The 24,296-nt window shown below is 67.8% G+C and carries 26 protein-coding genes and 2 tRNA genes; 12 read left to right on the forward strand and 16 right to left on the reverse strand.

Annotation, left to right across the window (positions count from 1 at the left end; genetic code table 11):
• Positions 1–153: 153 nt before the first annotated feature.
• From EDC25_RS14900 to trmB, 4 genes are all read right to left on the reverse strand, one after another.
• The gene (locus EDC25_RS14900) at positions 154–1,626 is read right to left on the reverse strand and encodes a prepilin-type N-terminal cleavage/methylation domain-containing protein (RefSeq protein ID WP_132577284.1); all 1,473 of its coding nucleotides are present in this window, start codon (positions 1,624–1,626) and stop codon (positions 154–156) included.
• A complete protein-coding gene (locus EDC25_RS05335; protein ID WP_123522354.1) occupies positions 1,626–1,967 on the reverse strand; it encodes a hypothetical protein in 342 nt (113 codons plus the stop codon). Before EDC25_RS05335 ends, EDC25_RS14900 begins: the two co-directional genes overlap by 1 nt.
• Positions 1,895–2,458, reverse strand: coding sequence for a type II secretion system protein (locus tag EDC25_RS05340; protein WP_205984994.1), 564 nt, complete (start codon positions 2,456–2,458; stop codon positions 1,895–1,897). The genes EDC25_RS05335 and EDC25_RS05340 overlap by 73 nt, the downstream gene beginning before the upstream one ends.
• Before the next feature lie 381 nt (positions 2,459–2,839).
• A complete protein-coding gene (trmB, locus tag EDC25_RS05345) occupies positions 2,840–3,526 on the reverse strand; it encodes a tRNA (guanine(46)-N(7))-methyltransferase TrmB (protein ID WP_123522359.1) in 687 nt (228 codons plus the stop codon).
• 69 nt (positions 3,527–3,595) lie between these two features.
• Here trmB and metX point away from each other — a divergent pair, with 69 nt between their 5' ends.
• The 4 genes from metX to EDC25_RS05365 all read left to right on the forward strand — a co-directional run bounded on the left by metX (position 3,596) and on the right by EDC25_RS05365 (position 6,259).
• Entirely contained in the window at positions 3,596–4,693 is a 1,098-nt protein-coding gene (metX, locus tag EDC25_RS05350; RefSeq protein ID WP_132577285.1) for a homoserine O-acetyltransferase MetX, read from the forward strand.
• 48 nt (positions 4,694–4,741) lie between these two features.
• On the forward strand, positions 4,742–5,332 hold the full coding sequence (locus EDC25_RS05355; RefSeq protein ID WP_123522352.1) for a cysteine dioxygenase family protein: 591 nt from the start codon (positions 4,742–4,744) through the stop codon (positions 5,330–5,332).
• An 82-nt stretch (positions 5,333–5,414) separates the two neighbouring features.
• Positions 5,415–5,501: transfer RNA gene (locus tag EDC25_RS05360), tRNA-Leu, on the forward strand.
• The gene (locus EDC25_RS05365; protein WP_123522351.1) at positions 5,474–6,259 is read left to right on the forward strand and encodes a 2OG-Fe(II) oxygenase; all 786 of its coding nucleotides are present in this window, start codon (positions 5,474–5,476) and stop codon (positions 6,257–6,259) included. Before EDC25_RS05360 ends, EDC25_RS05365 begins: the two co-directional genes overlap by 28 nt.
• Positions 6,260–6,331: 72 nt before the next feature.
• On the opposite strand, the gene EDC25_RS05370 is transcribed toward EDC25_RS05365, so the two are convergent.
• From EDC25_RS05370 to EDC25_RS05380, 3 genes are all read right to left on the reverse strand, one after another.
• Complete coding sequence (locus EDC25_RS05370; RefSeq protein WP_123522350.1) at positions 6,332–7,264, reverse strand: class I SAM-dependent methyltransferase; 933 nt, start codon at positions 7,262–7,264, stop codon at positions 6,332–6,334.
• Positions 7,265–7,446: 182 nt separating this feature from the next.
• Positions 7,447–8,019 carry a glycine zipper 2TM domain-containing protein gene (locus EDC25_RS05375; protein ID WP_164484070.1) on the reverse strand — a complete coding sequence of 191 codons (573 nt, stop codon included), beginning with the start codon at positions 8,017–8,019 and terminating at the stop codon, positions 7,447–7,449.
• Positions 8,020–8,118: 99 nt separating this feature from the next.
• Complete coding sequence (locus EDC25_RS05380) at positions 8,119–8,817, reverse strand: alpha/beta fold hydrolase (RefSeq protein WP_123522348.1); 699 nt, start codon at positions 8,815–8,817, stop codon at positions 8,119–8,121.
• Positions 8,818–8,909: 92 nt separating this feature from the next.
• Here EDC25_RS05380 and fusA point away from each other — a divergent pair, with 92 nt between their 5' ends.
• Both fusA and EDC25_RS05390 read left to right on the forward strand, forming a co-directional pair.
• Complete coding sequence (gene fusA, locus EDC25_RS05385; RefSeq protein WP_123522347.1) at positions 8,910–10,958, forward strand: elongation factor G; 2,049 nt, start codon at positions 8,910–8,912, stop codon at positions 10,956–10,958.
• 96 nt (positions 10,959–11,054) lie between these two features.
• Positions 11,055–11,729 (forward strand): tellurite resistance TerB family protein, encoded by a 675-nt coding sequence (locus tag EDC25_RS05390; protein ID WP_123522346.1) that lies wholly within the window; start codon positions 11,055–11,057, stop codon positions 11,727–11,729.
• Between the two features lie 102 nt (positions 11,730–11,831).
• Here EDC25_RS05390 and EDC25_RS05395 read toward each other — a convergent pair whose 3' ends face one another.
• From EDC25_RS05395 to EDC25_RS05405, 3 genes are all read right to left on the reverse strand, one after another.
• The gene (locus EDC25_RS05395) at positions 11,832–12,314 is read right to left on the reverse strand and encodes an SET domain-containing protein (protein ID WP_123522345.1); all 483 of its coding nucleotides are present in this window, start codon (positions 12,312–12,314) and stop codon (positions 11,832–11,834) included.
• A 92-nt stretch (positions 12,315–12,406) separates the two neighbouring features.
• A complete protein-coding gene (locus tag EDC25_RS05400; RefSeq protein WP_123522344.1) occupies positions 12,407–13,084 on the reverse strand; it encodes a YIP1 family protein in 678 nt (225 codons plus the stop codon).
• Positions 13,085–13,155: 71 nt separating this feature from the next.
• Positions 13,156–14,640, reverse strand: coding sequence for a M20 family metallopeptidase (locus EDC25_RS05405; protein WP_123522343.1), 1,485 nt, complete (start codon positions 14,638–14,640; stop codon positions 13,156–13,158).
• Positions 14,641–14,868: 228 nt separating this feature from the next.
• Between EDC25_RS05405 and EDC25_RS05410 the strand changes: the two genes are divergently transcribed.
• Complete coding sequence (locus EDC25_RS05410; protein ID WP_123522342.1) at positions 14,869–15,165, forward strand: ComEA family DNA-binding protein; 297 nt, start codon at positions 14,869–14,871, stop codon at positions 15,163–15,165.
• Between the two features lie 289 nt (positions 15,166–15,454).
• Here the strand turns inward: EDC25_RS05410 and panC are convergent, their stop codons facing one another.
• Genes panC through pcnB form a run of 4 tightly spaced genes read right to left on the reverse strand, consistent with a single transcriptional unit; the run spans position 15,455 to position 19,045 of the window.
• Positions 15,455–16,330 carry a pantoate--beta-alanine ligase gene (gene panC, locus EDC25_RS05415; protein WP_484573167.1) on the reverse strand — a complete coding sequence of 292 codons (876 nt, stop codon included), beginning with the start codon at positions 16,328–16,330 and terminating at the stop codon, positions 15,455–15,457.
• Complete coding sequence (panB, locus tag EDC25_RS05420) at positions 16,327–17,148, reverse strand: 3-methyl-2-oxobutanoate hydroxymethyltransferase (protein ID WP_123522340.1); 822 nt, start codon at positions 17,146–17,148, stop codon at positions 16,327–16,329. Before panB ends, panC begins: the two co-directional genes overlap by 4 nt.
• 60 nt (positions 17,149–17,208) lie before the next feature.
• A complete protein-coding gene (folK, locus tag EDC25_RS05425) occupies positions 17,209–17,709 on the reverse strand; it encodes a 2-amino-4-hydroxy-6-hydroxymethyldihydropteridine diphosphokinase (RefSeq protein WP_123522339.1) in 501 nt (166 codons plus the stop codon).
• Positions 17,702–19,045, reverse strand: a complete 1,344-nt coding sequence (gene pcnB, locus EDC25_RS05430) for a polynucleotide adenylyltransferase PcnB (RefSeq protein WP_240639665.1) — start codon at positions 19,043–19,045, stop codon at positions 17,702–17,704. Before pcnB ends, folK begins: the two co-directional genes overlap by 8 nt.
• A 387-nt stretch (positions 19,046–19,432) precedes the next feature.
• Here pcnB and EDC25_RS05435 point away from each other — a divergent pair.
• Positions 19,433–19,508: transfer RNA gene (locus EDC25_RS05435), tRNA-Glu, on the forward strand.
• Positions 19,509–19,613: 105 nt separating this feature from the next.
• Positions 19,614–19,937 carry a ferredoxin FdxA gene (gene fdxA, locus EDC25_RS05440; protein ID WP_123522337.1) on the forward strand — a complete coding sequence of 108 codons (324 nt, stop codon included), beginning with the start codon at positions 19,614–19,616 and terminating at the stop codon, positions 19,935–19,937.
• A gap of 175 nt (positions 19,938–20,112) precedes the next feature.
• Here the strand turns inward: fdxA and EDC25_RS05445 are convergent, their stop codons facing one another.
• Both EDC25_RS05445 and dapA read right to left on the reverse strand, forming a co-directional pair.
• Positions 20,113–20,658 carry a hypothetical protein gene (locus EDC25_RS05445; protein ID WP_132577286.1) on the reverse strand — a complete coding sequence of 182 codons (546 nt, stop codon included), beginning with the start codon at positions 20,656–20,658 and terminating at the stop codon, positions 20,113–20,115.
• Positions 20,658–21,560: a 4-hydroxy-tetrahydrodipicolinate synthase gene (gene dapA, locus EDC25_RS05450; RefSeq protein ID WP_123522335.1), complete on the reverse strand. Its 903-nt coding sequence runs from the start codon at positions 21,558–21,560 to the stop codon at positions 20,658–20,660. The genes EDC25_RS05445 and dapA overlap by 1 nt, the downstream gene beginning before the upstream one ends.
• An 86-nt stretch (positions 21,561–21,646) precedes the next feature.
• Between dapA and EDC25_RS05455 the strand changes: the two genes are divergently transcribed.
• From EDC25_RS05455 to EDC25_RS05465, 3 genes are all read left to right on the forward strand, one after another.
• Positions 21,647–22,291, forward strand: a complete 645-nt coding sequence (locus EDC25_RS05455; RefSeq protein ID WP_377600202.1) for a glycine cleavage system transcriptional repressor — start codon at positions 21,647–21,649, stop codon at positions 22,289–22,291.
• The gene (locus EDC25_RS05460) at positions 22,291–22,749 is read left to right on the forward strand and encodes a peroxiredoxin (protein ID WP_123522334.1); all 459 of its coding nucleotides are present in this window, start codon (positions 22,291–22,293) and stop codon (positions 22,747–22,749) included. Before EDC25_RS05455 ends, EDC25_RS05460 begins: the two co-directional genes overlap by 1 nt.
• 86 nt (positions 22,750–22,835) lie before the next feature.
• Positions 22,836–24,230, forward strand: coding sequence for a PhoH family protein (locus EDC25_RS05465; protein WP_123522333.1), 1,395 nt, complete (start codon positions 22,836–22,838; stop codon positions 24,228–24,230).
• The last annotated feature ends 66 nt before the right edge of the window (positions 24,231–24,296 follow it).

Below are 24,296 nucleotides of genomic sequence, written 5' to 3' on the forward strand. Positions count from 1 at the left end.
TTGGAATCCAGGTAGACGTAGGTGTCGTTGGCGCCTTCGGCGCGCCCGGCCGGCATCTCGATGCCGCGCGCCAGCATGGCGTTGCGCAGGTCGGCGCCACACAGCGGCGCGTCCGCGGTGCCGTTTACGGCGCCGGTCGGCGCCGCCGGGTCGTCACCGGGTACGACACCGACCACCAGGCGGTAGCTTTCGTAGGCGCTCAGCCAGCCCTGCACGAATTCGCTGGCGATGCGCTGGTTGACGGCACTTCGGTGGACGTCGCGGCCGATGCTGATGGCGCCGATGACCAGGCCGATGACCAGAAGCACCACGGTTATTTCCAGCAGGGTGAAACCCTCGGACGCCGCAGCCGTCCGCGGCCGCGCGCGGCGGCAACGGGTCGCGCCCTGCCCCATGGGTGCGTCGGCGCTGCGACACCACGCCGCGATCGTCGATTCCGAAAATGCCATAGCGGTCAGCCTCCCTGGCGCGCTGCACGATGAGATCCGAGAGCAGGCGGACGGCCTGCTGGTATGCGGCTGCCCGCGCGGCAATCGCGCGTGCGCTGGCCAACGCGTCGTTGGCCCTCGACAGCGCCACGCCGGCTGCGGCCACGGCGGCGGTGTTGGCGGCCACCGCCGCGACCGTGGCGGCGATCACCGGCGCCATCGCGCCCAGGCTGAGCAGGGCCTGCGCCGTGGCCAGCGCCGCCTTCGCACCGGCCATGGTCAGGCCTGCCGTGGCGGTCAGCACCGCAGCCGTGGCGGAATCGACCTTCGCCTCGGCGAGATCGACCAGCAGTTCGGTCACGCGCGCGTAGTCGGCGCCGGCCTGCGCCAGGATCCGCGACGCGGTCGCCACGTTCGGATGTGCATGGCCGGCAGCGGCCATGCCTTCGCCGCACTGCAGGCGCGCCCAGAACTGTCCCGGGGCGATGGCAAGGACGCGGTCATCTCGATCGCTGGCGCCGCCGCCCTGCGGTCCGTCGAAGGCACCGGAAGCGCCGACCTGGGATCCGTCGAAGGGCAAGCCGTCGCCGTCCTGGTCGAAGCGGCCCGGGGCCGCGATGGCATACGCCACCGGACGGGGCACGCCATTGGCGAGGGTGTGCAACAAGCCGTTGCCGGTCAGCTGGGACGGCTCCAGCAAGGCGGACAACCTGAGCTGGTGGCAGAAGTCCAGTCCGTTGACATTGCCCAGCGGCAGCGTCGCTGCAGCGGGCGGCAGGGCCTGCGCGAGCAGCGGGTAATAGCGGTCGCCAGCCTGCGCCAGGTTCACGCCGCCCCCGGCCTGGCGCAGCACGCCGTAGCGAAGCTGGCCCGCGCGCGCATCCGGCAGGCCAAGATCGCGGAAAGGCAGATAGCCGGCCTGCGCCGGGTCACTGCAGTTCTCGCGACCGTCGCGGTCGGTGTCCGGGCAGGGCAGCCGATGACGCGCGGCCGCGAAACCGGTCAAGGCCGCATCGGCGCGCTGCAGCAGGGCCTGTTCGAATCGTTCGATGCCGACCCGCGCCTGCGTGGAAAGCATGCGCAGCAGCAGCAGGACGACCAGCGACAGGATCGCCAGTGCGATGGCCAGCTCGACGAGGCTGAAACCGCGCGTGTAGTTTCCCTCGCGGCCTGCGGAACGGAAGGAGGACACCGGCATCACGGCTGCAATCCCGCCGCATGCTGCGCACGCACGCGCTGCGTGGCTTGATCCAGGAGCGCCGCCGCGCGTGCTTCGAATGTGGTGGCGATGCCCAGCAGGTTGATCGCCTGCTGGTGCAGGTCTTCAGCATCCTGGACGCCGATCACCGCGGCGGCCAGTGCGCCGGCGGCCACCACGGCCGCGGTGGCACCGGCGATCGTGCCGGCACCGACGCCGGCGGAAACGGCGGCCAGCGCGATGCTGCCCGCCGCCGTGGCGACGGCGATCACCTGGTTGGCGATGGCCAGCTCGCGGTTGCTGCGTGCGATCTCAAGGTGGGCGTCGCCGGCGGGTTCCACTGGAAGCAGACCTGCACTTCCTGCGGGTTGCCGTTGCTGTCGAGATAGACGTAGCGGTCCTCGAAGCCTTCGGCGCGTCCCGGCGGCATGCGCACGCCGGCGCGGTCCATCAGGCCGTGCAGCGAGAAGGCGTCACCCGGCTGGAAACCGCTCATGCCGGGACCGGCGCTGCCGTGGCAGATCGCCGGCGGTGGCGTCACCCCGGTCATGTCGCCGCCCGAGATCGGGCCGCCGGCGTTGGTGTAGTTGGCGCCGTTGACCATCAGCCGCGGCGCGGTCTGGTCATCGCCCGGCGGCACGCCAACGCGGCTGTGGAACGTGTTGTAGGCAACCACCCACTGGTCGACGAACTTCTGTTTGACCTTGACGTACTCGGCGTTGCGCTGCACGTCCTTGCCGATCATCACGGCGCCCAGGATCAGGCCGATGATCACCAGTACCACGGCCATTTCGACGAGGGTGAAACCCTGCTGGCCCTTCCGATTTCGCACGATGATGTCCTCCAGTCACCAAGCCGACCGCGCCGGGCTCCCCACCGCGGCTTGCGGGTTGCAGGTCGCCAGGTCCGGGACGGGCTGCGCGATCTGTGACGTGGTAAGCGGAAATCGGCCCCCCCCCGACTATCAACTGCGTCACAATTCTTTACAGTCGGACGTGAAAGTCCTGCCGGTGACGGCCGGGAGCAGGGCGGACCGGCCGGGACCGACCCCATGCAAGGCGTGTACACATCGAGTCCTTCCCGGGTCGAGCGGCATGTCGCCGGCCCGTCGGGCTGCGGGCGCGCTCCACGCGGTCCTCGTTCGCGAAGTGAAGGCGTCACCGGGCACGGCAAGGCCGGTCGCGGCCTGTCGCGGCAGTCTCCTGCAGGCCGCTCAGCCCGGTGCGGGGACGACGTCCTGCAGGTTGCAGCGCAGCCGCCAAAGGGTGTGGCCACTTTCGTGGTACTTGCGCTCGAACGGCGTCAACAGTGGCTCGTCGCCTTCGACCAGATCAATGGCGGCGTGGCGGCCGGCGAGGTACAGGGCGCGGTCGAATTCGCGCACGTAAACGCTCCAGTTGCTGCGCAGTTCCAAGCGACCACCCAGCGCGAGCAGCCAGGGAAACACCGGATGCGCATGCCAGCGGCGCTGGACGTGCGTGGGCTTGGGCCACGGATTGGGATACAGCAGGAAGTGTTGCGACACCTGCGCGCCGGCGTCGACGAGCAGCCGCCAGGCATCGGCGACCTCGGCCCGGATCAACCAGAGATGGCCGCGACGCAGCAGTCCGCCTGGCGCCAGTCGCTGCAGGCGTGCGGCCGACTTGTCCAGGCCGACGACGATGTGGTCCGGATAACGGTAGGCCAGCCGCAGCGTGCTGCGGCCGTCGCCACAACCGGAGTCGAGCAGCAGCGGCCGCGGGTTGCCGGTCAGCTCATGCAGCAGCGGTTCCAGCGCGCGCGCCGTCGGCGCATGCAACGGCGCCTTCCAGCCCATCTGCAGATGACGCCGTACGATGTCGTCCAGGCGCCCATGACTGGTGACCTGGCGGCTGCTGACGGGCGAAGAATTGCCTTGCATGCAGGCAAGCATAGCGTGGCGGTCGCCACAAGCCTTGGCCGGTCGCGGTCGCTCCGCTAGCCTGCCGGGATGACCGAGGCGACCCGTTACTGCACCCTGCCCGACCCGTTCCCGATGCGCCGCGGCGGCCAGCTGCATGGCGCGCGCATCGCCTTCGAGACCTGGGGCACGCTGAACCCGGCCGCGGACAATGCGGTGCTCATTCTCACCGGCATGTCGCCCAGCGCCCATGCGGCCAGTCATCCGGACGATCCCTCGCCGGGCTGGTGGGACGACATCGTCGGCGCCGGCAAACCCATCGACACGCGGCGATGGTTCGTCATCTGCGTGAATTCGCTGGGCAGCTGCATGGGCTCGACCGGTCCGGCGTCCATCGATCCGGCGACCGGCGAACGCTACCGTCTGGGCTTCCCGGAACTGACGCTCGAGGATGTCGCCGCCGCCGCACATGAGGTCGTGCGCTCGCTCGGCATCGAAAAGCTGCGCTGCGTCGTCGGCCCGTCGATGGGCGGCATGACCGCCCTCGCCCACGCCTTGAACCTGCCCGGCGCCAGCGATCACCTGATGCTGATCTCGACCGCACCGCATTCGCTGCCGTTCTCGATAGCGATCCGCTCGCTGCAGCGCGAGCTGATCCGCAGCGATCCGGCCTGGAACCACGGCCAGTACGATGACGACAGTTTCCCGGTCACCGGCATGATGCTGGCGCGCAAGCTCGGCATGACGACGTACCGCTCGGCGCTGGAGTGGCGGCAGCGCTTCGCGCGCACGCGCGTTCCCGACAACCAGCGCGATCCGGCGCCGTTCTCGCCGGAATTCGCGGTGGAGTCCTATCTCGCCTACCAGGCCGAGCGCTTCATCACGCGCTTCGACCCGAACTGCTACCTCTACCTCTCGCGCGCCATGGACTGGTTCGACGTCGCCGACTACGGTGGTTCGGTGGCGCGCGGACTGGCGCGCGTACGCGCCCGCTCGGCGCTGGTGATCGGCGTGGAAACGGACCTGCTGTTCCCGATCGAGCAACAGGAGGAAATCGCCGAAGGCCTGCGCGACGCCGGCGTCAGCACGCATTTCGCCGACCTGCCGTCGATCCAGGGCCACGACGCCTTCCTGGTCGACACGCACCGATTCGGACGCGTCATCGGCAACTACATGGCGTCGATCTGACGGCACCGCGTCATGACTTCCTGCGCCGCGGTGCTACCATTCGCGGCCATGAATACGTCCTGTCATGGCCAGACCGCCGAAGGCGGTCGTGCCGATCCCGCCCTTGTCGAAGCACTGGACGAGGCCATCCGCGGCCACGATTGCGTCGAACTCACCGGCCGCCTGCAACAGACGCTGTGCCGGCTGATCCGCGAGCAGCGCCTGGTCCTGCCCGAGGAAGTCTTCGAAGCGCATCCGGACCATTACGCACGCCGCGAGATCTACCGCAGCCCCGAGCTGGGCTACACCGTGATCGCGATGACCTGGGGCCCCGGCCAGGGCACGCCGGTGCATGACCACTCCGGCCTGTGGTGCGTCGAAGGCGTGGTCCGGGGTTCGCTGGAAATCGACCAGTACGAACTTCTTGAACGCCGTGGCGACGAGGTTCTGTTCGAGGACCGCGGCACGCTGGCGGCCGGCACCGGTTCGGCCGGCACGCTGATCCCGCCGCACGAATACCACGCCATCCGCAACGCCAGCGACCACGACATCGCCGTGTCGCTGCACATCTACGGCGGCGAGATGACCCAGTGCTGCACCTTCACGCCGGTCGGCGACAACTGGTACCGGCGCTGCGCCAAGCCGCTGAGCCTGGATTGATCCCGCTTCGGTGCCGCGGCCCTGCGCCGCAGTGGCATCGATGCCGCAAGCGCCGGCGCTTGCTCTATACTCCGCCTCCCGCGCCGAAGTGGCGGAATCGGTAGACGCAGCGGACTCAAAATCCGCCGCCCTTAAAAGCGTGTGGGTTCGAGTCCCACCTTCGGCACCAATCCCGGTTCACACATCCATTGCGACCTGATCTGGCCGCGAATGCCCTACGTCTTCGATCGTGATCGGCTGGAAGAGCTGGCCGTACAGAATGCTGCCGCCTTTGCCAGCGCCGACCCGTTCCCGCATGTGGTGATTCCCGACCTGTTGCGTCCGGCCTGCGCGCAGCAACTGTTCGAAGTGTTTCCAGGCCCGGATGACCCGATGGCCTGGGACCAGTTCGGCGCCGAGGGCTATGAGGTCAAGCTCGCCTGCGGTGACGAGACGAAGTTTCCGGCGCCCCTGCGCGAGGCCATTTACCAGCTCAACTCGGGCGTCTTCATCCGGTTCCTGGAACGCCTGACCGGCATCGGGCACCTGCTTCCGGATCCGCACCTGCTCGGCGGCGGCCTGCACCTGATCCGGCGCGGCGGCCACCTGGGCGTGCATGCCGATTTCAACTGGCATCCGGGACTGAAGGCTCACCGCCGCCTGAACCTGCTGGTCTATCTCAACCCGGACTGGCGGCCGGAATACCGGGGCGAGCTGGAGCTGTGGGACAGCACCGCCAGCGAGCGGCGCGTCAGCATCGAACCGGTGTTCAACCGCGCCGTGCTGTTTGCGACGCGCTCGGACACCTTCCATGGCCATCCGCAACCCTGGGCGGCGCCGGAAGGCGTCCATCGCCGTTCGATCGCCATGTACTACTACACCACCGATCGCCCTGCGGAAGAGCAGCGCCCCGCGCACAGCACGCTGTACAAGGGCTACCACGTCTGAGGGCAGCATGCCGGCGGCTCGCGCCGGCGGGATTTCATGCGATCACGCGCGGCAGGCCTGCCGCGCCTGCCGTCACTCCGGACACGGACCCCAACGATCGGCGTGATGGCGCCAGATAGCGCGGATCCACAAGTGGTGCATGAAGGACTCCTCGTCGGCGTCGGCCGGCGGCATGCGCGCCAGCAGCTCGCTGGGATGCTCCTGTCCGGTAAACATGGGGAACAGGTTGTCGAACCAGAACGTCCAGCGTGGCGTGTAGGCGATGCGGCTGGCCTGCGGCTGCAGGCCGGCGATCACGTCCGCCGTCGGGCGCGGCCCGGGCTTGACGGCCACCGCCTGGATCCACGGCGAATCGGTGAGCGACAGCGCGACGTCGAAACCGGCGTCCCTGAGGAACAGTTCGACTTCCTGCGGGGTGGTGAACTGGTTGCGGGCGACGTCCTTGCGCGAGCTGTGGTCGTGGTCGACGTACTGCGCGACTTCCATCGCGAAGCGTTTCCAGCCCACTGGATGCGCGAGGTTCCAGTGGTCGAAGTACAGGCGTCCGCCCGGCTTGAGCACGCGGTAAAGCTCGCGCAGGTAAAGGAGGAAATCCTCCTTGTCCATGTGGATGAACACCGCGACGCAATAGGCCTTGTCATAGCTGGCGTCGGCACAGGGATCCAGGCGCGTGCGATGCAGCGCATCGAGGCGGAAGCGCGCGCTGTCGGCGCCCAGCGTCGTCAGGCGGTCACGGGCCACGGCGATCATGTTCGGCGCGATGTCGACGCCGTGCCACAGTGCGCAGTCGTTCACCAGCTCGGCGCCGATGCGACCGACGCCACAGCCCAGCTCAAGGACGTGGTCTTCGCGCTGCAGGTCCAGCGCGAGTCGGATCTGCCGGGCGCTGAAGCGACCGGTGGCGGCAAGGGTTTCCTCGTCGGCGCTGCCGTCGACGGCGATCATGGCGCCGCGAACCGAACTGGCCTTGTCGTTCCAGAACGACTGGTAATTGGTGTGTTCCATCTGCCTGATCTTGCTGGGCGCGGCCGGGGCCGCGTCATGGGTGCGGGCTGCCTGGCGCGGCCATCGGCCGTCGCGGCAAGCGGGGGCGCAAGTCTAGCAGGCCGGCCACGCCAGCTCGGGCCGGGAAACGGACAAGGGGCCTGATGGCCCCTTGTCGAAAGCGGAATGGCGTGGTCCCGGCGTCAATGGATGGCTTCGACCGCGACGCGTACGCGGATGGTGTCGCCGGGATGTTGTTCGGTACGGGTCTGGTAGATCTCGCCGCGATACCGATAGGTCACGTCGTAGCCGACCACTTCCTGGGCCGACTCGTAACCGCGCTCCTCGTAGCAGCGCTGCTCGTAGCCACGACGGACGTAACCACCGTCCCGGCTGGCGCCGTAGCCGATGGCAGCGCCGATCGCGGCGCCGGCAGCCGTGCTGGCATCACGATGATGGTGGCGGTAATGGCCGTGGCCATGGCGGCCGATCTGGTTGCCGATCACGCCGCCGATGATGGCGCCGACCACGGTGCCGGCCGGCGAGCGCGGACGCCCGGCCTCGTAATACTCCACCGGCTCGTCCTGGCACACCTGGCGCGAGGTCGGGTAGTGGCTGGTGCGATGGACGGGCTGCACCTCGAGGACCTCGCCATAGGCGTAATGGACGTTGCTGCCGTAGCCGTCCGCCGGACGGTCGTACGCGTAGCCGTTGTCATAGGCCGATGCCGACGCGGCAACACCCAGGCTCACAGCCAGACCAAAGAGAATACGCATGGTTCGTGCTCCGGTCGCGCCCATCGCGACGTCGGCGGCACTATCGGGAGAACGCGCTTAATTCGCTCTGAATCCGCCGCGGACGGGCGCCGGCAGCATTCAGTCGCTGTTGCCGCCGCACTTCCGCGTCCGCAGCCAGGCCAGCGCCTGCGTCGCGGCGGCCGCGGCGCCCTGGCCGAGCAGCGCCCCGACATGGCTGCAGCCACCCAGCTCGACGAAGTCGGCCTCCAGCAAGCACGCCGTGGCCCGTGAGGTCGCGGGCGGGATGTCGGCGTCGTGGCCGGAGGCCATGACCAGCACCGGACAGGCGGGAACCGGAACGGTGATGCCGGCCGCGACCGCGTCGAGCACGCGCCCGGACTCGTCGCGCCAGCGCGCGTGCGCATGCCGGGCGCTGGCCAGGTCGGCATCAGGCATCGCGGCCCGCGTTGCCGTGAACGGCAGCCGCGACCACGCCACGCGCGGCGGCCTGCTGCGCAGCGCGGGCCAGGGCTGCACGCCTCGTGGCGGCACCGGATTGACCAGCACCAGCGCCGCCGGTGCTTCGGCTGCCGCTGACGCCAGCGACAGCAGCCCGCCAAGGCTGGCCCCGACCAGCACCTGGGCGGATGGCGGCGACACCCGGCGCCAGTCGCGCACCTGGCCCAGGTAATCCGACCAGCCGGTCGCTTCCAGCCCGGACGCCGCCGGCCGCAGGTCGGGCGCGAGTACCGTCAGGCCGGCAGCGGCAAGGACGCCGGCCCAGATCGTCCACTGCCAGCCGCCGCCACCGGCGCCATGGACCAGAATACAGGTCATGGCGACGACGCCGTCGCATGGTGCGGCGAACCTTGCAAATTCCAACAACCTGCGGATGCTGGCACGGGCATCACCGCACGGGAGAAAGACGCATGAGTCATCGTACCGAGCAGATCCGCAACATCGCCCTCGTAGGCCACCCGGGCGCCGGCAAAACCACCCTCTGCGAAGCCCTGCTGCAGGCCGGCGGAACCATACAGACGGCAGGCAGCATCGAACGCGGCACCACGGTGTCGGACTTCGACCCGATGGAAAAGCAGCGCGGTCATTCGATCAACTCCACGATCACCAGCATCGACCACGGCGGCGTCCATATCAACCTCATCGACACGCCCGGCTACGCCGATTTCCGCGGTCCTACACTCAGCGCGCTGGCCGCGGTCGAGACCGCGGCCGTCGTCGTCAACGCCTCGACCGGCATCGAACACGGCACGCAGCGCCTGATGGACTATGCGCGTGCACGGCGCCTGTGCCGCCTGCTGGTCGTCAACAAGATCGATCACGAGGACATCGACCTGCAGGGGCTGGTGGACGAGCTGCGTGAAACCTTCGGCAGCGAATGCCTGCCGATCAACCTGCCGGCCGACGGCGGCGTGCGCGTCATCGACTGCTTCACGCAGCACGACGGCGACAGTGACTTCTCGTCGCCGGCGCAGGCGCACCAGCAGATCATCGACCAGGTCGTCGAGATCAACGAGGAAGTCATGGGGCGCTACCTTGAAGAAGGCGAATCCGGGCTGTCCGGCCAGGATCTGCACGATGCCTTCGAGGAATGCCTGCGCCAAGGGCATCTGGTGCCCGTCTGCTTCGTCTCGGCGCGCACCGGCGCCGGCGTGAAGGAACTGCTCGACCTGTTCGAGAAGCTGATGCCGCATCCGGGCGAAGGCAATCCGCCGCTGTTCGTGCGCGGCCAGGGCGAAGCGGCCGAGCCGTTCCGGACGACGCCGGATCCGGCCAGCCACGTCGTCGCCGACGTCTTCAAGATCATCAACGATCCGTTCGTCGGCAAGCTGAGCGTGTTCCGCGTCTACCAGGGCACGGTGCGCAGGGACAGCCAGCTGTTCATCGACGACGGTCGCAAGCCGTTCAAGGTCGGGCACCTGTTCAAGCTCAAGGGCAAGGAGCACGGCGAAGTCGATGCCGCGGTGCCGGGCGACATCGCCGCCGTCGCCAAGGTCGAGGAGATCCACTTCGACGCGGTGCTGCACGACAGCCATGACGAGGACCACATCCACCTGAAACCGCTGGATTTCCCGCAGCCGATGTTCGGGCTGGCGATCCAGCCGGCGCACAAGGGCCAGGAGCAGAAACTCGCGACCGCGCTGCACCGGCTGGCCGAGGAGGACCCCTGCTTCCGCGTCGAGCACAGCAAGGAACTCAACGAGACTGTCATCCGCGGCCTTGGTGAGCTGCACCTGCGCGTGATGCTCGAACGCATGAAGGACCGCTACGGCGTCGAGGTGACGACGCGGCCGCCGCGCATCGCCTACCGCGAAACCATCAGCGCCCGGGCCGACGGCCATCACCGGCACAAGAAGCAGACCGGCGGAGCCGGCCAGTTCGGCGAAGTCTTCCTGCGCGTCGAGCCGTTGCCGCGCGGATCGGGTTTCCAGTTCGAGGACGAAACGGTCGGCGGTTCGATTCCGAACCAGTTCCTGCCGGCGATCGAGAAAGGCGTCCGCCAGGTGCTCGACGGTGGCGCCATCGCCGGATACCCGATCCAGGATGTGCGTGTGATCGTCTATGACGGCAAATACCACCCGGTCGATTCCAAGGAAGTCGCCTTCGTTTCCGCAGGCAGGAAAGCGTTCCTCGACGCGGTGACGCGGGCGCGGCCGATCGTGCTGGAGCCGATCGTCAACCTCGACGTCAAGGTGCCGGAGCAGTACATGGGCGACGTCGCCGGCGGCCTGGCCGGCAAGCGCGCGCGCATCAACGGTACCGATTCGCAACGCGGCGGTGAACTGCTGGTCAAGGCACAGGTGCCGCTGGCCGAGGTGGGCGACTACGCCAACGAACTGAAGGCCATCACCGGTGGGCGTGGCCGCTACACCATCGAATTCAGCCACTACGAGCCGGTGCCGCCGAACGTACAGAAGCAGCTCACGGAAAGTTTCAAGCCGCGCGCGGAGGAGGACTGAACGCGAACCATGCGGCAGGACCTGTGGCACTCCCTGCCATGGCGTCCTGGCTGCATGATGCGGCCTTGTTCCGCACACACTGGAGACTGCGTGCTCATGAAGACATCCGGCTTTCTCGACCAGCTGCTTAAGTCCGCTCAGGGCCTGATGGGCGACGCCCGCGTCCGTGTCGACCAGACGTCCGAGCGCATCGAGAACCAGGGCATTGGCGGCTTCAGGATGGGCAAGCTCGGCCAGGGCGTGATCGCCGGCGGCTTGCTGTCGATGCTGCTCGGCAGCCGTGGCGGCCGCAAGCTGGCGACCTACGGTGGACTGGCCGCGCTCGGCACCGTCGCCTACCGCGCCTGGCGCGAACGCCAGGCCCAGGGCGGCGCGGTGGCCGTCGAAGGCGAACCGCAGACCATCGACATGCTGCCGGCGCCGCAGGCGGAAATCCACAGCCGCGGCATCCTCGCCGCGGTGATCGCCGCTGCGAAGGCGGACGGCCATATCGACCAGCGCGAGCGCGACCTGATCCAGTCGGAGATCGGCAAGCTCGGTGAAGACGCCGAGCTGAAGGCCTGGCTGCAGACCGAACTGGAACGCCCGCTGGATGCGGCGCAGGTGGCGCTTTCGGCGACGACGCCGGAACTGGCCTCCGAGATGTACCTGGCCAGCCTGCTGGTGGTGGACGAGCAGAACGACAGCGAGCGGCGCTACCTGGACGAGCTGGCCATGCACCTGTCGCTGGACCCGCAGATCAGGGCCAGCCTCGAACGCCAGCTGGCCTGACCGTTGCCCTGATACGGGACTTGCAGCGCCGCCCGGACTGGCGTCGGGCGGCGTCTGCCTCCTGCGCGCCCAGCGCGCGGCGGCCGCCGATGTCCGCTGGCGTCACTTCGCGGCGCTGCGCCGCTTCGGCTGCAGCAGCGTGCCGGTGCAGGATTTCGAACCGCAACGGCAGGCCCAGATCGCCTTCAGCTTCTTCGTGTGCGGCACGTCGAGCGTGATGCCGTAGTTGTAGGTGAGTTCATGGCCGGCCTTGACCGGCCTGATGGTTTCGATGAACACGCGGTCCTTGCGGTCGTCGCCATCCGGATCGACGTGGATCACCGCCTCGCAGTTGGGTTCGCAGCTGTGGTTGATCCAGCGCGCGCTGTTGCCCTTCTGGTTCGCGTCGATGATGTATTTCTCATTGAGCGTGAACAGGAAGGTATGGCCGGTGTCGAGGCTGTCCCCGTAGAGTCGATCGGCCTGGGCATCGGTAATGATCGTGCCCTTGTATTCGATGACGCGGATGCCGGCGGGCAGGTCGGTGGCGGCGAAGATGCCACGGCCATGGATGGCGGAATTGCGGACGATGATGCGACGGGACATGGGGGCTCGGCGGAATCGGAGGACAGCGGCCGCCGCGGCGACCACCTGGACAGGAAGGCCCCGCCGGCCTCGGCCGACGGGACCGGCAAGGATCAGCGCATCAGCTGGCCCCACAGCCACATGACCAGCATCGCGATCGCGAGGACGGTCGGCGTGCCGAGGGCGGCGCGGCTTTCATTGACGCCGCAGACCTGTCGCAGGCCGGCATTCAGCACCATGATGAGGTAGGAGAAGCCGTACAGCATCAGCAACATGGCGAGGATCCCGCCAAGCTGGTTCTGCAGCAGCATGCCGACCAGCCACGCGAGTACCGAAGCGATCGCCATCGGCAGCACGGCGGTGGCGGCAATGAACAGCGCCGACGCCGGATTCGCGCGGCCACCGAGCAGCGGCGCCATGATCAGCACGCCGCCGCCGACGGCGACAATGCCGATCAGCGCGTTGAGCATGGCCTTGAAGAAGGCACCGACGCCGGTGCCGCCCATGCCCATGGCATACATCAGCATGCCCATCGTGCGCGTGCTGGCCAGCGCGATGCACAGCGCCGCTACGACCGCGAACACGATCGCCACGCCCAGCAGGCGCTCGCCTCCCAGCGAAGCGTGGGCGTCGCCGATGGTGCCCGCCGGATTGGTGATCAGACGTCGGGCCGCGCCCAGCGCGTCCTGCGCGGCGGCCTTCGCACGCACGGCAGCGGCCTGCGCATGTTGTGCGTAAGGATTGTTGCGACCTTCCTGGCCGCCATGATCAGGATGCTGGTTTTCGCTCATTGTTTCTCTCCCTGATTGGAATGAACCGGACCAGTCGGCCCGGCTGACGCAAAGCATAGTGCGACCGCGGCTCAGCAACAGCCGTGGTCGTCACCATAGTGGGCATGCGCGCCCGTGGCCACGCCGACGCCGCGCGTAAGGCCGGCCTGGCTGGCGGCATGATGATCGGCAATCACCTTGGCGACACAGGCGGTGAGCTTCTTACCGGTGGGAATGTGCAGGAATTCGTTCGGGCCATGCGCGTTCGAGTGCGGACCCAGCACGCCGGTGATGAGGAACTGCGCACCCGGGAATTTCGCACCCAGCATCCCCATGAAGGGAATCGTGCCGCCCTCGCCCATATAGGCGACCGGCTGCCCGAAATGCAGCTGCGAGGCCTCGTCCACGGACTTCGACAACCACGGCGCCAGCGCCGGGGCATTCCAGCCGGTACCGGCCTTCTCGAGCTTGAACTCCACCCGCGCACCGTTCGGCGGATCGCGCTCCAGCAACGTCTTGACCAGTTCGCCGGCGGCGTTCGGTTCCAGCGTCGGCGGCAAACGCAGCGACAGCTTCACCGCGGTAAACGGACGCAGCACGTTGCCGGCCGAGTCCAGCGGCGGCATGCCGTCGATGCCGGTCACCGAGAGCGCCGGCCGCCAGGTACGGTTGAGGATCAGCTCCGACAGGTCATCGTGCATCGGGCTCATGCCGGGCAGGAACGGGAACTTGTCCCAGATCGCGTCCTTGAGGAAGCCGGCCGTCTGCTTCGCCTGTTCGACGCGCTCGGCGGGAATGTCGACATAGAGGCCTTCGGGCACGATCCTGCCGCTGACCTCGTCTTCAAGACGCGTCAGCAACTGGCGAAGGATGCGGAAACTGGAGGGCACCACGCCGGAGGCATCGCCGGAATGCACGCCTTCGGTCAGTACCTGCACGGTCAGTTCACCTCCGGCCAGGCCACGCAGGCTGGTGGTCAGCCACATCTGGTCGTAGTTGCCGCAGCCGGAATCCAGGCACACCACCAGCGAGGGCTGGCCGATGCGGTCGGCGAGATGGTCGACGTAGTACGGCAGGTCGTAGGAACCGGATTCCTCGCAGGCCTCGATCATCACGACGCAGCGCGAATGGGCGATGCCCTGCGCCTTCAGCGCGAGGATCGCGGCAACGGATGCGAAGCAGGCATAGCCATCGTCGGCACCGCCACGGCCATAGAGCTTGTCGTCGCGCAGCACCGGCTTCCACGGACCCAGGTCCTCGTCCCAGCCGGTCATTTCCGGCTGCTTGTCCAGATGTCCATACAGCAGCACGACATCGTCGCCTTCGCCGGGGATGTCCAGCAGCAGCAGCGGCGTGCGGCCTTCAAGGCGCACCACCTCGACGGTCATGCCCGGCACCTGCTTGGAACGGCACCACGACTCCATGAGCGCGACGGCCGCGTCCATGTAGCCGTGTTCGACCCAGTCCTTGTCGAACATGGGCGACTTGTTGGGAATGCGGATGTAATCGGTGAGCTGGGGAACGATTTCGTCGTCCCAGATTTCAGAGGCGAAAGCGCCTGCGGCTCGATGGTCCATGGGCCTGGTCCTGACAGCGGAAAAAGACGGAATAAACAGGCTCAGTGTAGCCGCACTGGAAAGCGGCGGAATTTTCGCAGTCGAATCCGACCGTTACGCGGGTCCGCACAGGGAAGTCCACCGATGGGTCCCGTATGGAGGGATGCCTAACCTGTGCACGTCGGCAAGGTTGCCGGCGCGGTGAGACAAATCGCCTCTCCGCTACTCCTTACTGAATCGGAGATCAACATGAACGTGTTCAAGACGCTTCTCGCTGTCCTCGCCCTTGCCTTTGCCGCGTTGACCCACGCGGGCGAGGCGATCGACATCAACCGCGCCGATGCCGCGACGCTGGCACAGCTGCACGGGATCGGCCCTGCAAAGGCCCAGGCGATCGTCGAGTACCGCGAGGCGAACGGTCCGTTCCTGCAGGTCGAGGACCTGGCCAAGGTGAAGGGCATCGGCCTGCGCACCGTGGAAGACAACCGCGCAATGGTCACCGTCGGCGGAGAGCCGGTCGCCAGCGCCGATCCGGGCCAGCCCTGACCACACAAGTTTTCTCTGCACCGGCGGGTGCTACGGGGCCTCCAGTAGGCCCCTTTTTTTGTCCTGGATTTGCCGGTTCCCACCGGTTCGGCAGGATCGGCGGGATCGCACGGACAAAAAAAGCCCCCGCCAAGTGGCGAGGGCTGGTTTTGGGGAGTGACGATGACTGCAATACGCCCTGCGTTCGCTGACGGCTGGCGTTGCGCCGCGCCGACAGTGGTTGCAAAACTACCACACGTTGTGGCGAAAAGTCCAGCCCGCCGCGCAAATTTTGATCAAGCCGAAACTTTTAATTGAACATCAATGGTTTAGGCTCGAACCCGAGAGCCAGGTTGTCGATCAGCCGCGTCGTGCCGAGCTTGGCGGCCGCAAATATGCGCAAGCCGTCACGCTCGCCGGCAGCCGGTCGCGCCAGGTCCGATTCGCGCCGGATCTCGAGATAGTCCACCGTGAATCCGGCTTCACGCAGGCGGCTGACACCCTCTTCCTCGATTGCGGCCAGCGGCTGCCCTGCCGTCCACGCCTCGTGAGCGAGCAGCAATGTCCGGCGGATCGCCGTCGCCTGCCCGCGTTGCGAGTTGTCGAGGTAGCGGTTGCGTGAACTCATGGCCAGGCCGTCCTCTTCGCGGACGGTGGCGCCGCGCAGGATCCGGACCGGATAGCCCAGGTCCTCGGCCATCCGCTCGAGGATGCGAAGCTGCTGGAAGTCCTTCTCGCCAAATACCGCCACATCGGGCTGGACGTGGTTGAACAGTCGCGACACGACAGTGACGACGCCATCGAAATGGCCGGGCCGGTGCGCGCCGCAAAGCACGTCGGCCAGCGCCGGGACCGAAAGCCGGTGCGATCGGTCCGGACCAAAGGGATACAGCGTGCCGACGCCAGGCAGGTACATCAGGCTGCACCCGTGCGCGGCCAGCCCTTCGGCGTCCTCCTGCGGGGTACGCGGATAGCGTTCGAAATCCTCGCCCGGCCCGAACTGCGTCGGATTGACGAACACGCTGGCCACGACGCGATCACAGGCAGCGCGGGCCTGTTCGACCAGTGCGAAATGGCCGGCGTGCAGGTTGCCCATGGTCGGCACCAGCGCGACGCTCTCACCCTGGGCCCGCCAGGCGTCCAGCCGCGCACGCAACTGCGGCAGCGTTTCGACGATATCCATCACGCACCCTCCGCAGCCGACGGAAAACTGCCATCACGCACGGCAGCCACGTAGGCTTCGATCGCCGCCGCCAGCGACGGCTGGCCGGCGAGGAAATCACGGGAAAAAGGCGGTCTGCGACCGGGCGTGAGTCCGATGATGTCGTAGCCGACGAGGATCTGGCCATCGCAGGCGGCACCGGCACCGATGCCGATGACCGGGATGTCGGATGCCGCCGTCACCTGCGCAGCCAGTTCGGCGGGGACATTCTCCAGCACCAGCAGGTCGGCGCCGGCCTGCTGCACGGCCAGTGCCTCCTGACGCAGGCGCTCGGCCGCTTCCGCCGTGCGCCCCTGCTTGCGGAATCCGCCGAGCTTGTGCACCGACTGCGGCGTCAGGCCCAGGTGCGCACAGACCGGTATGCCGTTCGCCGCCAAGGCTTCGATCGCAGCCAGGCGCGGGCCGGCGCCTTCGATCTTCACCATCGACGCGCCGCCTTCGGCGAGCATGCGGCCGCCGCTGCGCACGGCCGTCGCCGCATCGACATCGCTGAGGAACGGCAGGTCGGCAACCAGCAGCGCGCGCCGGCAGCCCCGGGCGACCGCGGCGGTGTGGTAGACGACGTCCTCGACCGTCACCGGCAGCGTCGTCGAATGGCCCTGTACCACCATGCCGAGCGAATCACCGACCAGGATCACATCGACGCCGGCCTGATCGAGCAGTGCTGCGAAGCTGTAGTCGTAGGCGGTGAGCGCGGCGATGCGCTCGCCGCGCTTCTTCATCGCGTGCAGCGCGGGCACAGTCAGCGGCTTGGCGCCAGTGCCCTGCGTATCGGTATACATCGCGGTTCAACCGGATCGGGAGGGACGGACATTCTAGCGGGCGCGTGCCTCGCGCAGCGGTCACGCAGCGGCTTGGGCCGACTCCAGCACCTCGATGCCGCTGCGATCGCAGGCAGCCGCGGCATCGGCGACCGCGGTGCCGTCCGGCAGGCGCAGATCCGGCGCCACGTCGGCCATCGGCAGCAGCACGAATGCCCGGTCGCGCAGGCGCGGATGGGGAACGCTCAGGGTCGGCGAGTCGATGTGCTCGTCGCCGAACAGCAGCAGGTCCAGGTCGAGGACACGCGGTCCCCAGCGCCGCCCGCCGCGAACGCGCCCGGCTTCGCGCTCGATTGCCAGCAGTGCCACCAGCAGCGAGTCCGGGCTGCCGGCATAGTCGAACGCGGCCACGGCATTGATGAAAGCGGGTTGATCGGCGTCACCCCAGGGTGGCGTCCGGTACAGCCGCGAACAGCGCAGGTCCGATACACCCGGCCAGCCGGCGAGACGCGCGGCAGCGGCAACCACCCGTCGCGCGGGCAGATCGAGGTTGCTGCCCAGCCCGACGCAGGCTTCAGTCATTGCCGCCGTCGGGTGCACTGCTCCCGCCGGCACCGCCGCCGCGACGCCGGCGACCACCGCGACGACGGCGGCGCTTTCGTGGCGCCTCCTGTTCCCCGGCGACGGGCGTGGCGATATCGGATTCGACATGCGCGTGCAGCGCATCGCCTTCCAGGTTCTGTGCGGCCTGCCACCACTCGACCAGCGACGCCAGTTCCGGTTCGACCTGCGCACGCAGCGCCAGGAAATCCCAGGCCGCCCGGAAGCGTGGATGGGTCAGCAGGCGGGTGACGCGGCGCCGGTTGCGACGCGTCATCCAGTGCTGCAATGTCCAGATTTCCTGCGTGACCAGGCTGAAGCGCCGCGGCACGGCGACGCGCCGGCAGAACGTTGCCATCACCGCATCGGTGGCGCGTTGCCAGGCCAGGTTGGCCTCGGTACCACTTTCGACCAGGCGCTCGTGGATCGCGTTCGCCGGCGCCCAAAGCAGCACGGCGAACAGGAATCCCGGCGTCAGCGTCTTGTCTTCGCGCACGCGCGCATCGGAGCTGGCCAGCGCGGCGCGGATGAACTGTTCGGCCTTGGCGCCATCGGCCCCGGCGAGGCTGTCGGCCACCTGTGGCATCAACGCAGGCATCAGGCCGTGTTCGCGCAACAGGTCGAAGGAGCGCTGTGCGCAACCGCTGAGCAGCAGCTTGCCGGTTTCGTCGAACAGGCGCGCCGGCGGCACCTCGCCGAGCAGGTATGCGAGCTGCGGGATGCGGCGCGCCATTGCCGGATCGAGCGTGAAGTCCAGCTTGGCCGCGAAACGCATGGCGCGCAGCATGCGCACCGGATCCTCGCGGAAGCGCTTTTCCGGATCGCCGATCAGGCGCAGGCGTCGCGCCTTGATGTCCTCGATGCCCCCGACCTCGTCGCGGATGCTGAAGTCGGCGATGTTGTAGTACAGGGCGTTGGCGGTGAAATCGCGGCGGAAAATGTCCTCCTCCAGCGATCCGTAGACGTTGTCGCGCAGCAGGCGACCATTCGCGATCTCGCGGTCGCCGTCGCCCTCGTCCTCGTCACCCTCGCCGCTGCCGCGAAACGTCGCGACCTCGATGATTTCCTGGCCGTAATGGATGTGCGCGAGGCGGAAGCGACGGCCGATCAGGCGGCAGTTGCGGAACAGCTGGCGCACCTGTTCGGGTCGCGCATCGGTGGCGACATCGAAGTCCTTCGGCACCACGCCCAGCAGCATGTCGCGCACGGCGCCGCCGACCAGGTAGGCCTGGAAGCCGGCGTCACGCAGGCGGTACAGGACGCGCAGCGCGTTGTTGCTGATGTTGCGGCGGGAAATCGAATGCTGGTCGCGGGTCACGATCCCGGCGGATGCTTTCGCTGTCGGCGCTCCCTCGCGCCGGCGTGTCGGAGCGGAAGGGCGGGCCTCCGCAACGCCAGGGCCGGTGTCGGCCAGTGAACTGCGCAGTCCGGAAACCGGTCGGCCCTGTGCGGTCGCCGCGCCTGTTTCCGGCGCATCCAGACCACCACGCACGAACCGGAGCGCGCGATGCAGAAATTGCGTCAAACCCACCTGGCTCTCCGTATCGATGACGGTGCTAAGGCACGGTCCAAGCCTGCGGTGGGCGACCATGCAAAGAATCGGGTGGAGAACGCAACCGCGACCCCACCCTGCAGCCGGCAGGGACTGGTATCCGCGCCGGGCGATCACTTATACTAGCCGCCGGCCCAAGGCCACCTCAAGCGCGCTCCCTTCGTCTAGTGGTCCAGGACACCGCCCTCTCAAGGCGGGAACACGAGTTCGAACCTCGTAGGGAGCGCCAGTTTTTCCTCCCGCGCCTGCGCTGCCGGCGAGTGGGTCCGGGTCGGGCATCCAGCCGGGACCGTCGCACAAACGCCTGGCCGAACCGCTCGAGTCCAGCGTCGCCATGCCCTTCGTCGTTACCGAAAACTGCATCAAGTGCAAGTACACCGACTGCGTGGAAGTCTGTCCGGTCGACTGCTTCCATGAAGGGCCGAACTTCCTGGTGATCGATCCGGACGAGTGCATCGACTGCACGCTGTGCGAGCCGGAGTGCCCGATCAACGCGATCTATCCGGACGACTCCGTTCCCGCCGGGCAGGAACACTACCTCGAGCTCAACCGCGAGCTGTCGCAACAGTGGCCGGTGATCACCGAGCGCAAGGATCCCCCGGCCGACGCCAAGGAGTGGGAAGGGCGCCCGGGCAAGCTCGACCTGCTCGAACGCTGACCGGCTGCGTCACGACCGCGGCGGCGGCAACCGCCTCAATGGACGGCCGCCCGCGGACGGTTGCACGGGCCTTGCGGCTAATGACATCGCCGGAACGACTGCGCACCCCGGCTGACTGGCCGGCGCCGCCCGCTCGGGCGAGGCACCGGCTGCAATCGTGAACGCCCGGCTGCAATCAGCCCAGGCGTTCCCGCAGGCGCAGCAGCAGCGCGCGGGCGACCTCGCTGCCTCCGACGGTGCGGATGCGCGTACCGGAGCCGTCTGCCTCGAAGCGCAGCTCGAAGCTTTCGACCACCTTCTGCTCGCGCCGTACCAGTCGACGGAAGAAGCCGTGCGCCGGTCGCGTCGCGGTCGCCTGGACACGATAGACCCCGGCGGATTCGTCTGAGCCCGTGACAGTTACTTCCGGGATGCGTTGCAGCGCCAGGCCCGCGCGACGCCAGGCGCTGGAGAGGTCGTCGGCGACATACAGGGAATCCCCCGCGACCTGCGAGCCGGCGACCGGCGCGTCGGCGACGCCGCGGCGGGACGCGCCCGGCGAGGGAAGATCCGGGATGTACAGCGCTTCGTCCATCGGCGGACGGTCAAGGCCTTCCGGCACCTGCAGCGGCGACTGGCTCCGGCTTTCCTGATAAGGCACGTCGCGGCGCTGGAACATGCCGCAACCGGCCGCCGGCAGCGCCAGCAGGAACACACAGCAGAGGGTGAGGATTCTGGACATCATCGGGTTTCCGTTCGCAGTTCAGCCAGCCCGGCAAGGTTCGCCAGCACGGCATCGGCACGCGCATGATGCGCCGCCGACAGGGGAGTCAGGGGCAATCGGGGCTCCGGGCCCATCCAGCCGAGGCGATGCAGCAGCCACTTCGCGGGGATCGGGTTCGGTTCGGCGCCGAGCATGGCATAGAGGTCGCGCAGGCCCGCATCGATCGCGCGCGCCGCATCGGCCTGGCCGCCGACGGCATGATCGCACATCTGCGCGAAAGCCCTCGGGACGATGTTGGCGGCCACCGAGACCACGCCGTCGGCGCCGCCGGTCATCGCCGCGCACGCAGTCTCGTCGTCACCGCTGAGGATGACGAAACCGTCGTGACGCAGCGGCAGCAGTTCGGCCAGGCGCCCGGGATCGGCCACCGCTTCCTTGATGCCGATGATGGCCGGGTGGCGGTGAAGACGCTCGACCGTCGCCGGCTGCAGGTCGCAGGCCGTGCGCGCCGGCACGTTGTAGAGCACAACCGGCAGACCCGATTCGTCGGCGATCACGCTGAAGTGTCGGAACAGGCCTTCCTGCGTCGGCCGCACGTAATGGGGCGTCGCGACCAGTGCGGCGTCGATGCCGCAATCGCGCGCCAGCTTCGTCTGCGCCAGCGTGCGCGCCGTGCCCGCGGCGCCGGTCCCGGCCAGGACCGGAATGCGGCCGGCGACGCGCGCCACCGACAGTTCCAGCAGCCGGCGGTATTCCGCCTCGTCGAGCATGGCCGCCTCGCCGGTGGAACCGGCCACGACCAGCGCCCGCGTTCCGGCGTCAAGGTGCCAGTCGATCAGCGTCAGCAGCGCATCCTCGTCCAGCGAACCATCGCCTGCGAAGGGCGTCACGAGTGCGCAAACACTGCCTTTCAGGCTCAATGCCGTCGTTCCTAGCATGGGGCCCGGCATGGTAAGCGGCGCCACCGGGCAAGTCCATCGGGCGGCCCGGCCCCCGGGGCGGCGTAATGCTTGCGGCTGCAACCGGGCGGGGGCTATCCTCGTTCGAGGATCATCCGATGGACACCATGCCGGACTGGCAGGACAGCGACTTGAAAGAGCAGCCCAGGCGCAGCCGCCCCAACGAGAACCACCTGCTCATCAACGCCTTCGCGCCGCGCGACGCGTCGCCACTGGTCAGCCTGGCCAGGCGCATCGCCGAATCCGGCTGCAACGTCGTCGAAGCGCGACTGGCCACGCTTGGCCAGGAAGTTTGCGCGCAGATGCTGGCCCAGGGCTCCTGGGACGCGATCGCCAAGCTGGAGTCGGCGCTGGCGCGCATGGAGCGGGAGGACGGCACCCGCATGGTGTACTTCCGCACCGCGCTGCGCGAGGCACAGGGCAATGCCCTGCCTTACATCGTCGAGGTCACCGCCGCCGACAAGCCCGGCGTGCTGTACCAGCTCGCGGAGTTCTTCGAGCACCACGGCGTCAGCATCGAGAACATGAGCTGCAGCCGCTATCGCGCGGCGCAGACCGGCGCCGACGTCTTTTCGGCGCAGTTCACAGTCGGCATCCCGGTCGACACGCACATCGCCGGCCTGCGCGACGATTTCCTGGAATTCTGCGATGGCCTCAATCTCGATGCCATCCTCGATCCGATGAAGTTCTGATGCAGAACGGCGACGCCCTGCCCGACGTGGAAGTCGCCACCACCAGCGGCCCGCTGGCACTGCGCTCGCTGGTTGGCCGTCCGCTGGTGATCTACTTCTATCCCAAGGATTCGACGCCCGGCTGCACGCGGCAGGCGAACGATTTCACCATGATGCATGCGCAGTTCCAGCGCGCGGGGGTCAACGTGGTCGGCGTATCACGCGACTCGCTCGCAAGCCACCAGCGCTTCCGCGAGCGCCAGGGCATCGTGTTCGACCTCGTCTCCGATCCCGATGAAACGCTGTGCAAGGCCTTCGACGTGATCCGCGAGAAGAACATGTACGGCCGCACCGTCGTTGGCATCCAGCGCAGCACGTTCCTGTTCGACGCCAAGGGCCTGCTGGTCGAAAGCTGGCGCGGCGTCAAGGTGCCAGGCCACGTCGAAGCCGTCCTCGCCGCGGCCGAGGCGATCGCTTGAAGCCCGACGACCCTGGCGTCGTTCCCGCCGGCATCCGCCGGCCCGTCAACTCCACTCCCCCTTTCCCACAGCAGGCACCGTCGCCCATGACCGCCAGCAAGCGTACCTATGTGCTCGACACCAACGTGCTGATGCATGACCCGACGTCGCTGTTCCGCTTCGAGGAACACGACATCGTCCTGCCCATGGTCGTCCTAGAGGAACTCGATGCCGCCAAGAAGGGCACATCGGAAGTGGCGCGCAACGTGCGCCAGGTCAGCCGCTTCCTCAACGAACTGATCCAGGCCAATGGCAATGGCGCGCTCGAGGATGGCGTTCCCCTGCTGCGCCCGCAGGACCTGCGGCTGGGCGTCGGCGGCGAGCATGGCCGCCTGTACTTCCAGACCACCGGTCCGGCGGTGGCCAGTGCCGGCCGCCGGGCGCCGGACAACCAGATCATCGACGCCGTGCTGGCGCTGCGCGAACGCGCGCCGTCGCAACCACTGGTGCTGGTGTCCAAGGACATCAACCTGCGTATCAAGGCGAGCATCTACGGCATCGCCGCCGAGGACTACGAGAACGACCGCGCGCTCGACGATTTCAGCCTGCTCTACACCGGCCTGACCGAACTGACGCCGGATTTCTGGGAACGCCACCAGGACAGCCTGCGCTCGTGGACCGATCGCGGCCACACGTTCTACGAGATCATCCTCACCGGTGACGAGGACTGGCAGCCGAACCAGTTCCTCTATTTCCCCGGTGACGACGAACTCGAACTGCGGGTCGTCGAGCGCAACGAAAACCGCATCGTCCTGCAGATGCTGGACGACTACCGCCAGGGCAGCCACGCCGTATGGGGCATCAGCGCGCGCAACCGCGAGCAGAACTTCGCCCTCAACGTGTTGATGGACCCCGACGTCGATTTCGTCACCCTGCTCGGTACCGCCGGCACCGGCAAGACCCTGCTGGCACTCGCCGCCGGCCTGGCGCAGACCATGGACCAACAGCGCTACCGCGAAATCATCATGACCCGCGCCACCGTCAGCGTCGGTGAGGACATCGGCTTCCTGCCTGGCACCGAGGAAGAAAAGATGACGCCGTGGATGGGTGCGCTGACCGACAACCTGGAAGTGCTGGCCAATCCGCATGACAGCGGCAGCTGGGCCCGACAGGCCACCAACGACCTGCTCGCCTCGCGCATCAAGATCCGCTCGCTGAACTTCATGCGCGGCCGCACTTTCCTCAGCCGCTACGTCATCATCGACGAGGCGCAGAATCTCACCCCGAAGCAGATGAAGACGCTGCTCACGCGGGCTGGCCCGGGTACCAAGATGGTCTGCCTGGGCAACATCGAACAGATCGACACGCCCTACCTGACCGAGACGACCTCCGGCCTGACCTACGCCGTCGACCGCTTCAAGGCCTGGCAACACAGCGCGCACATCACCCTCCGTCGCGGCGAACGCTCGCGCCTCGCCGACTTCGCCTCCGAAGCCCTCTGACGACGATGACGGACCACCCGGGATAACCAATCCAGCACAGCCGGACGCCGCCACAAGCGAGCCCGG

Source organism: Pseudofulvimonas gallinarii (assembly GCF_004343305.1).
GTDB classification, from domain to species: domain Bacteria; phylum Pseudomonadota; class Gammaproteobacteria; order Xanthomonadales; family UBA2363; genus Pseudofulvimonas; species Pseudofulvimonas gallinarii.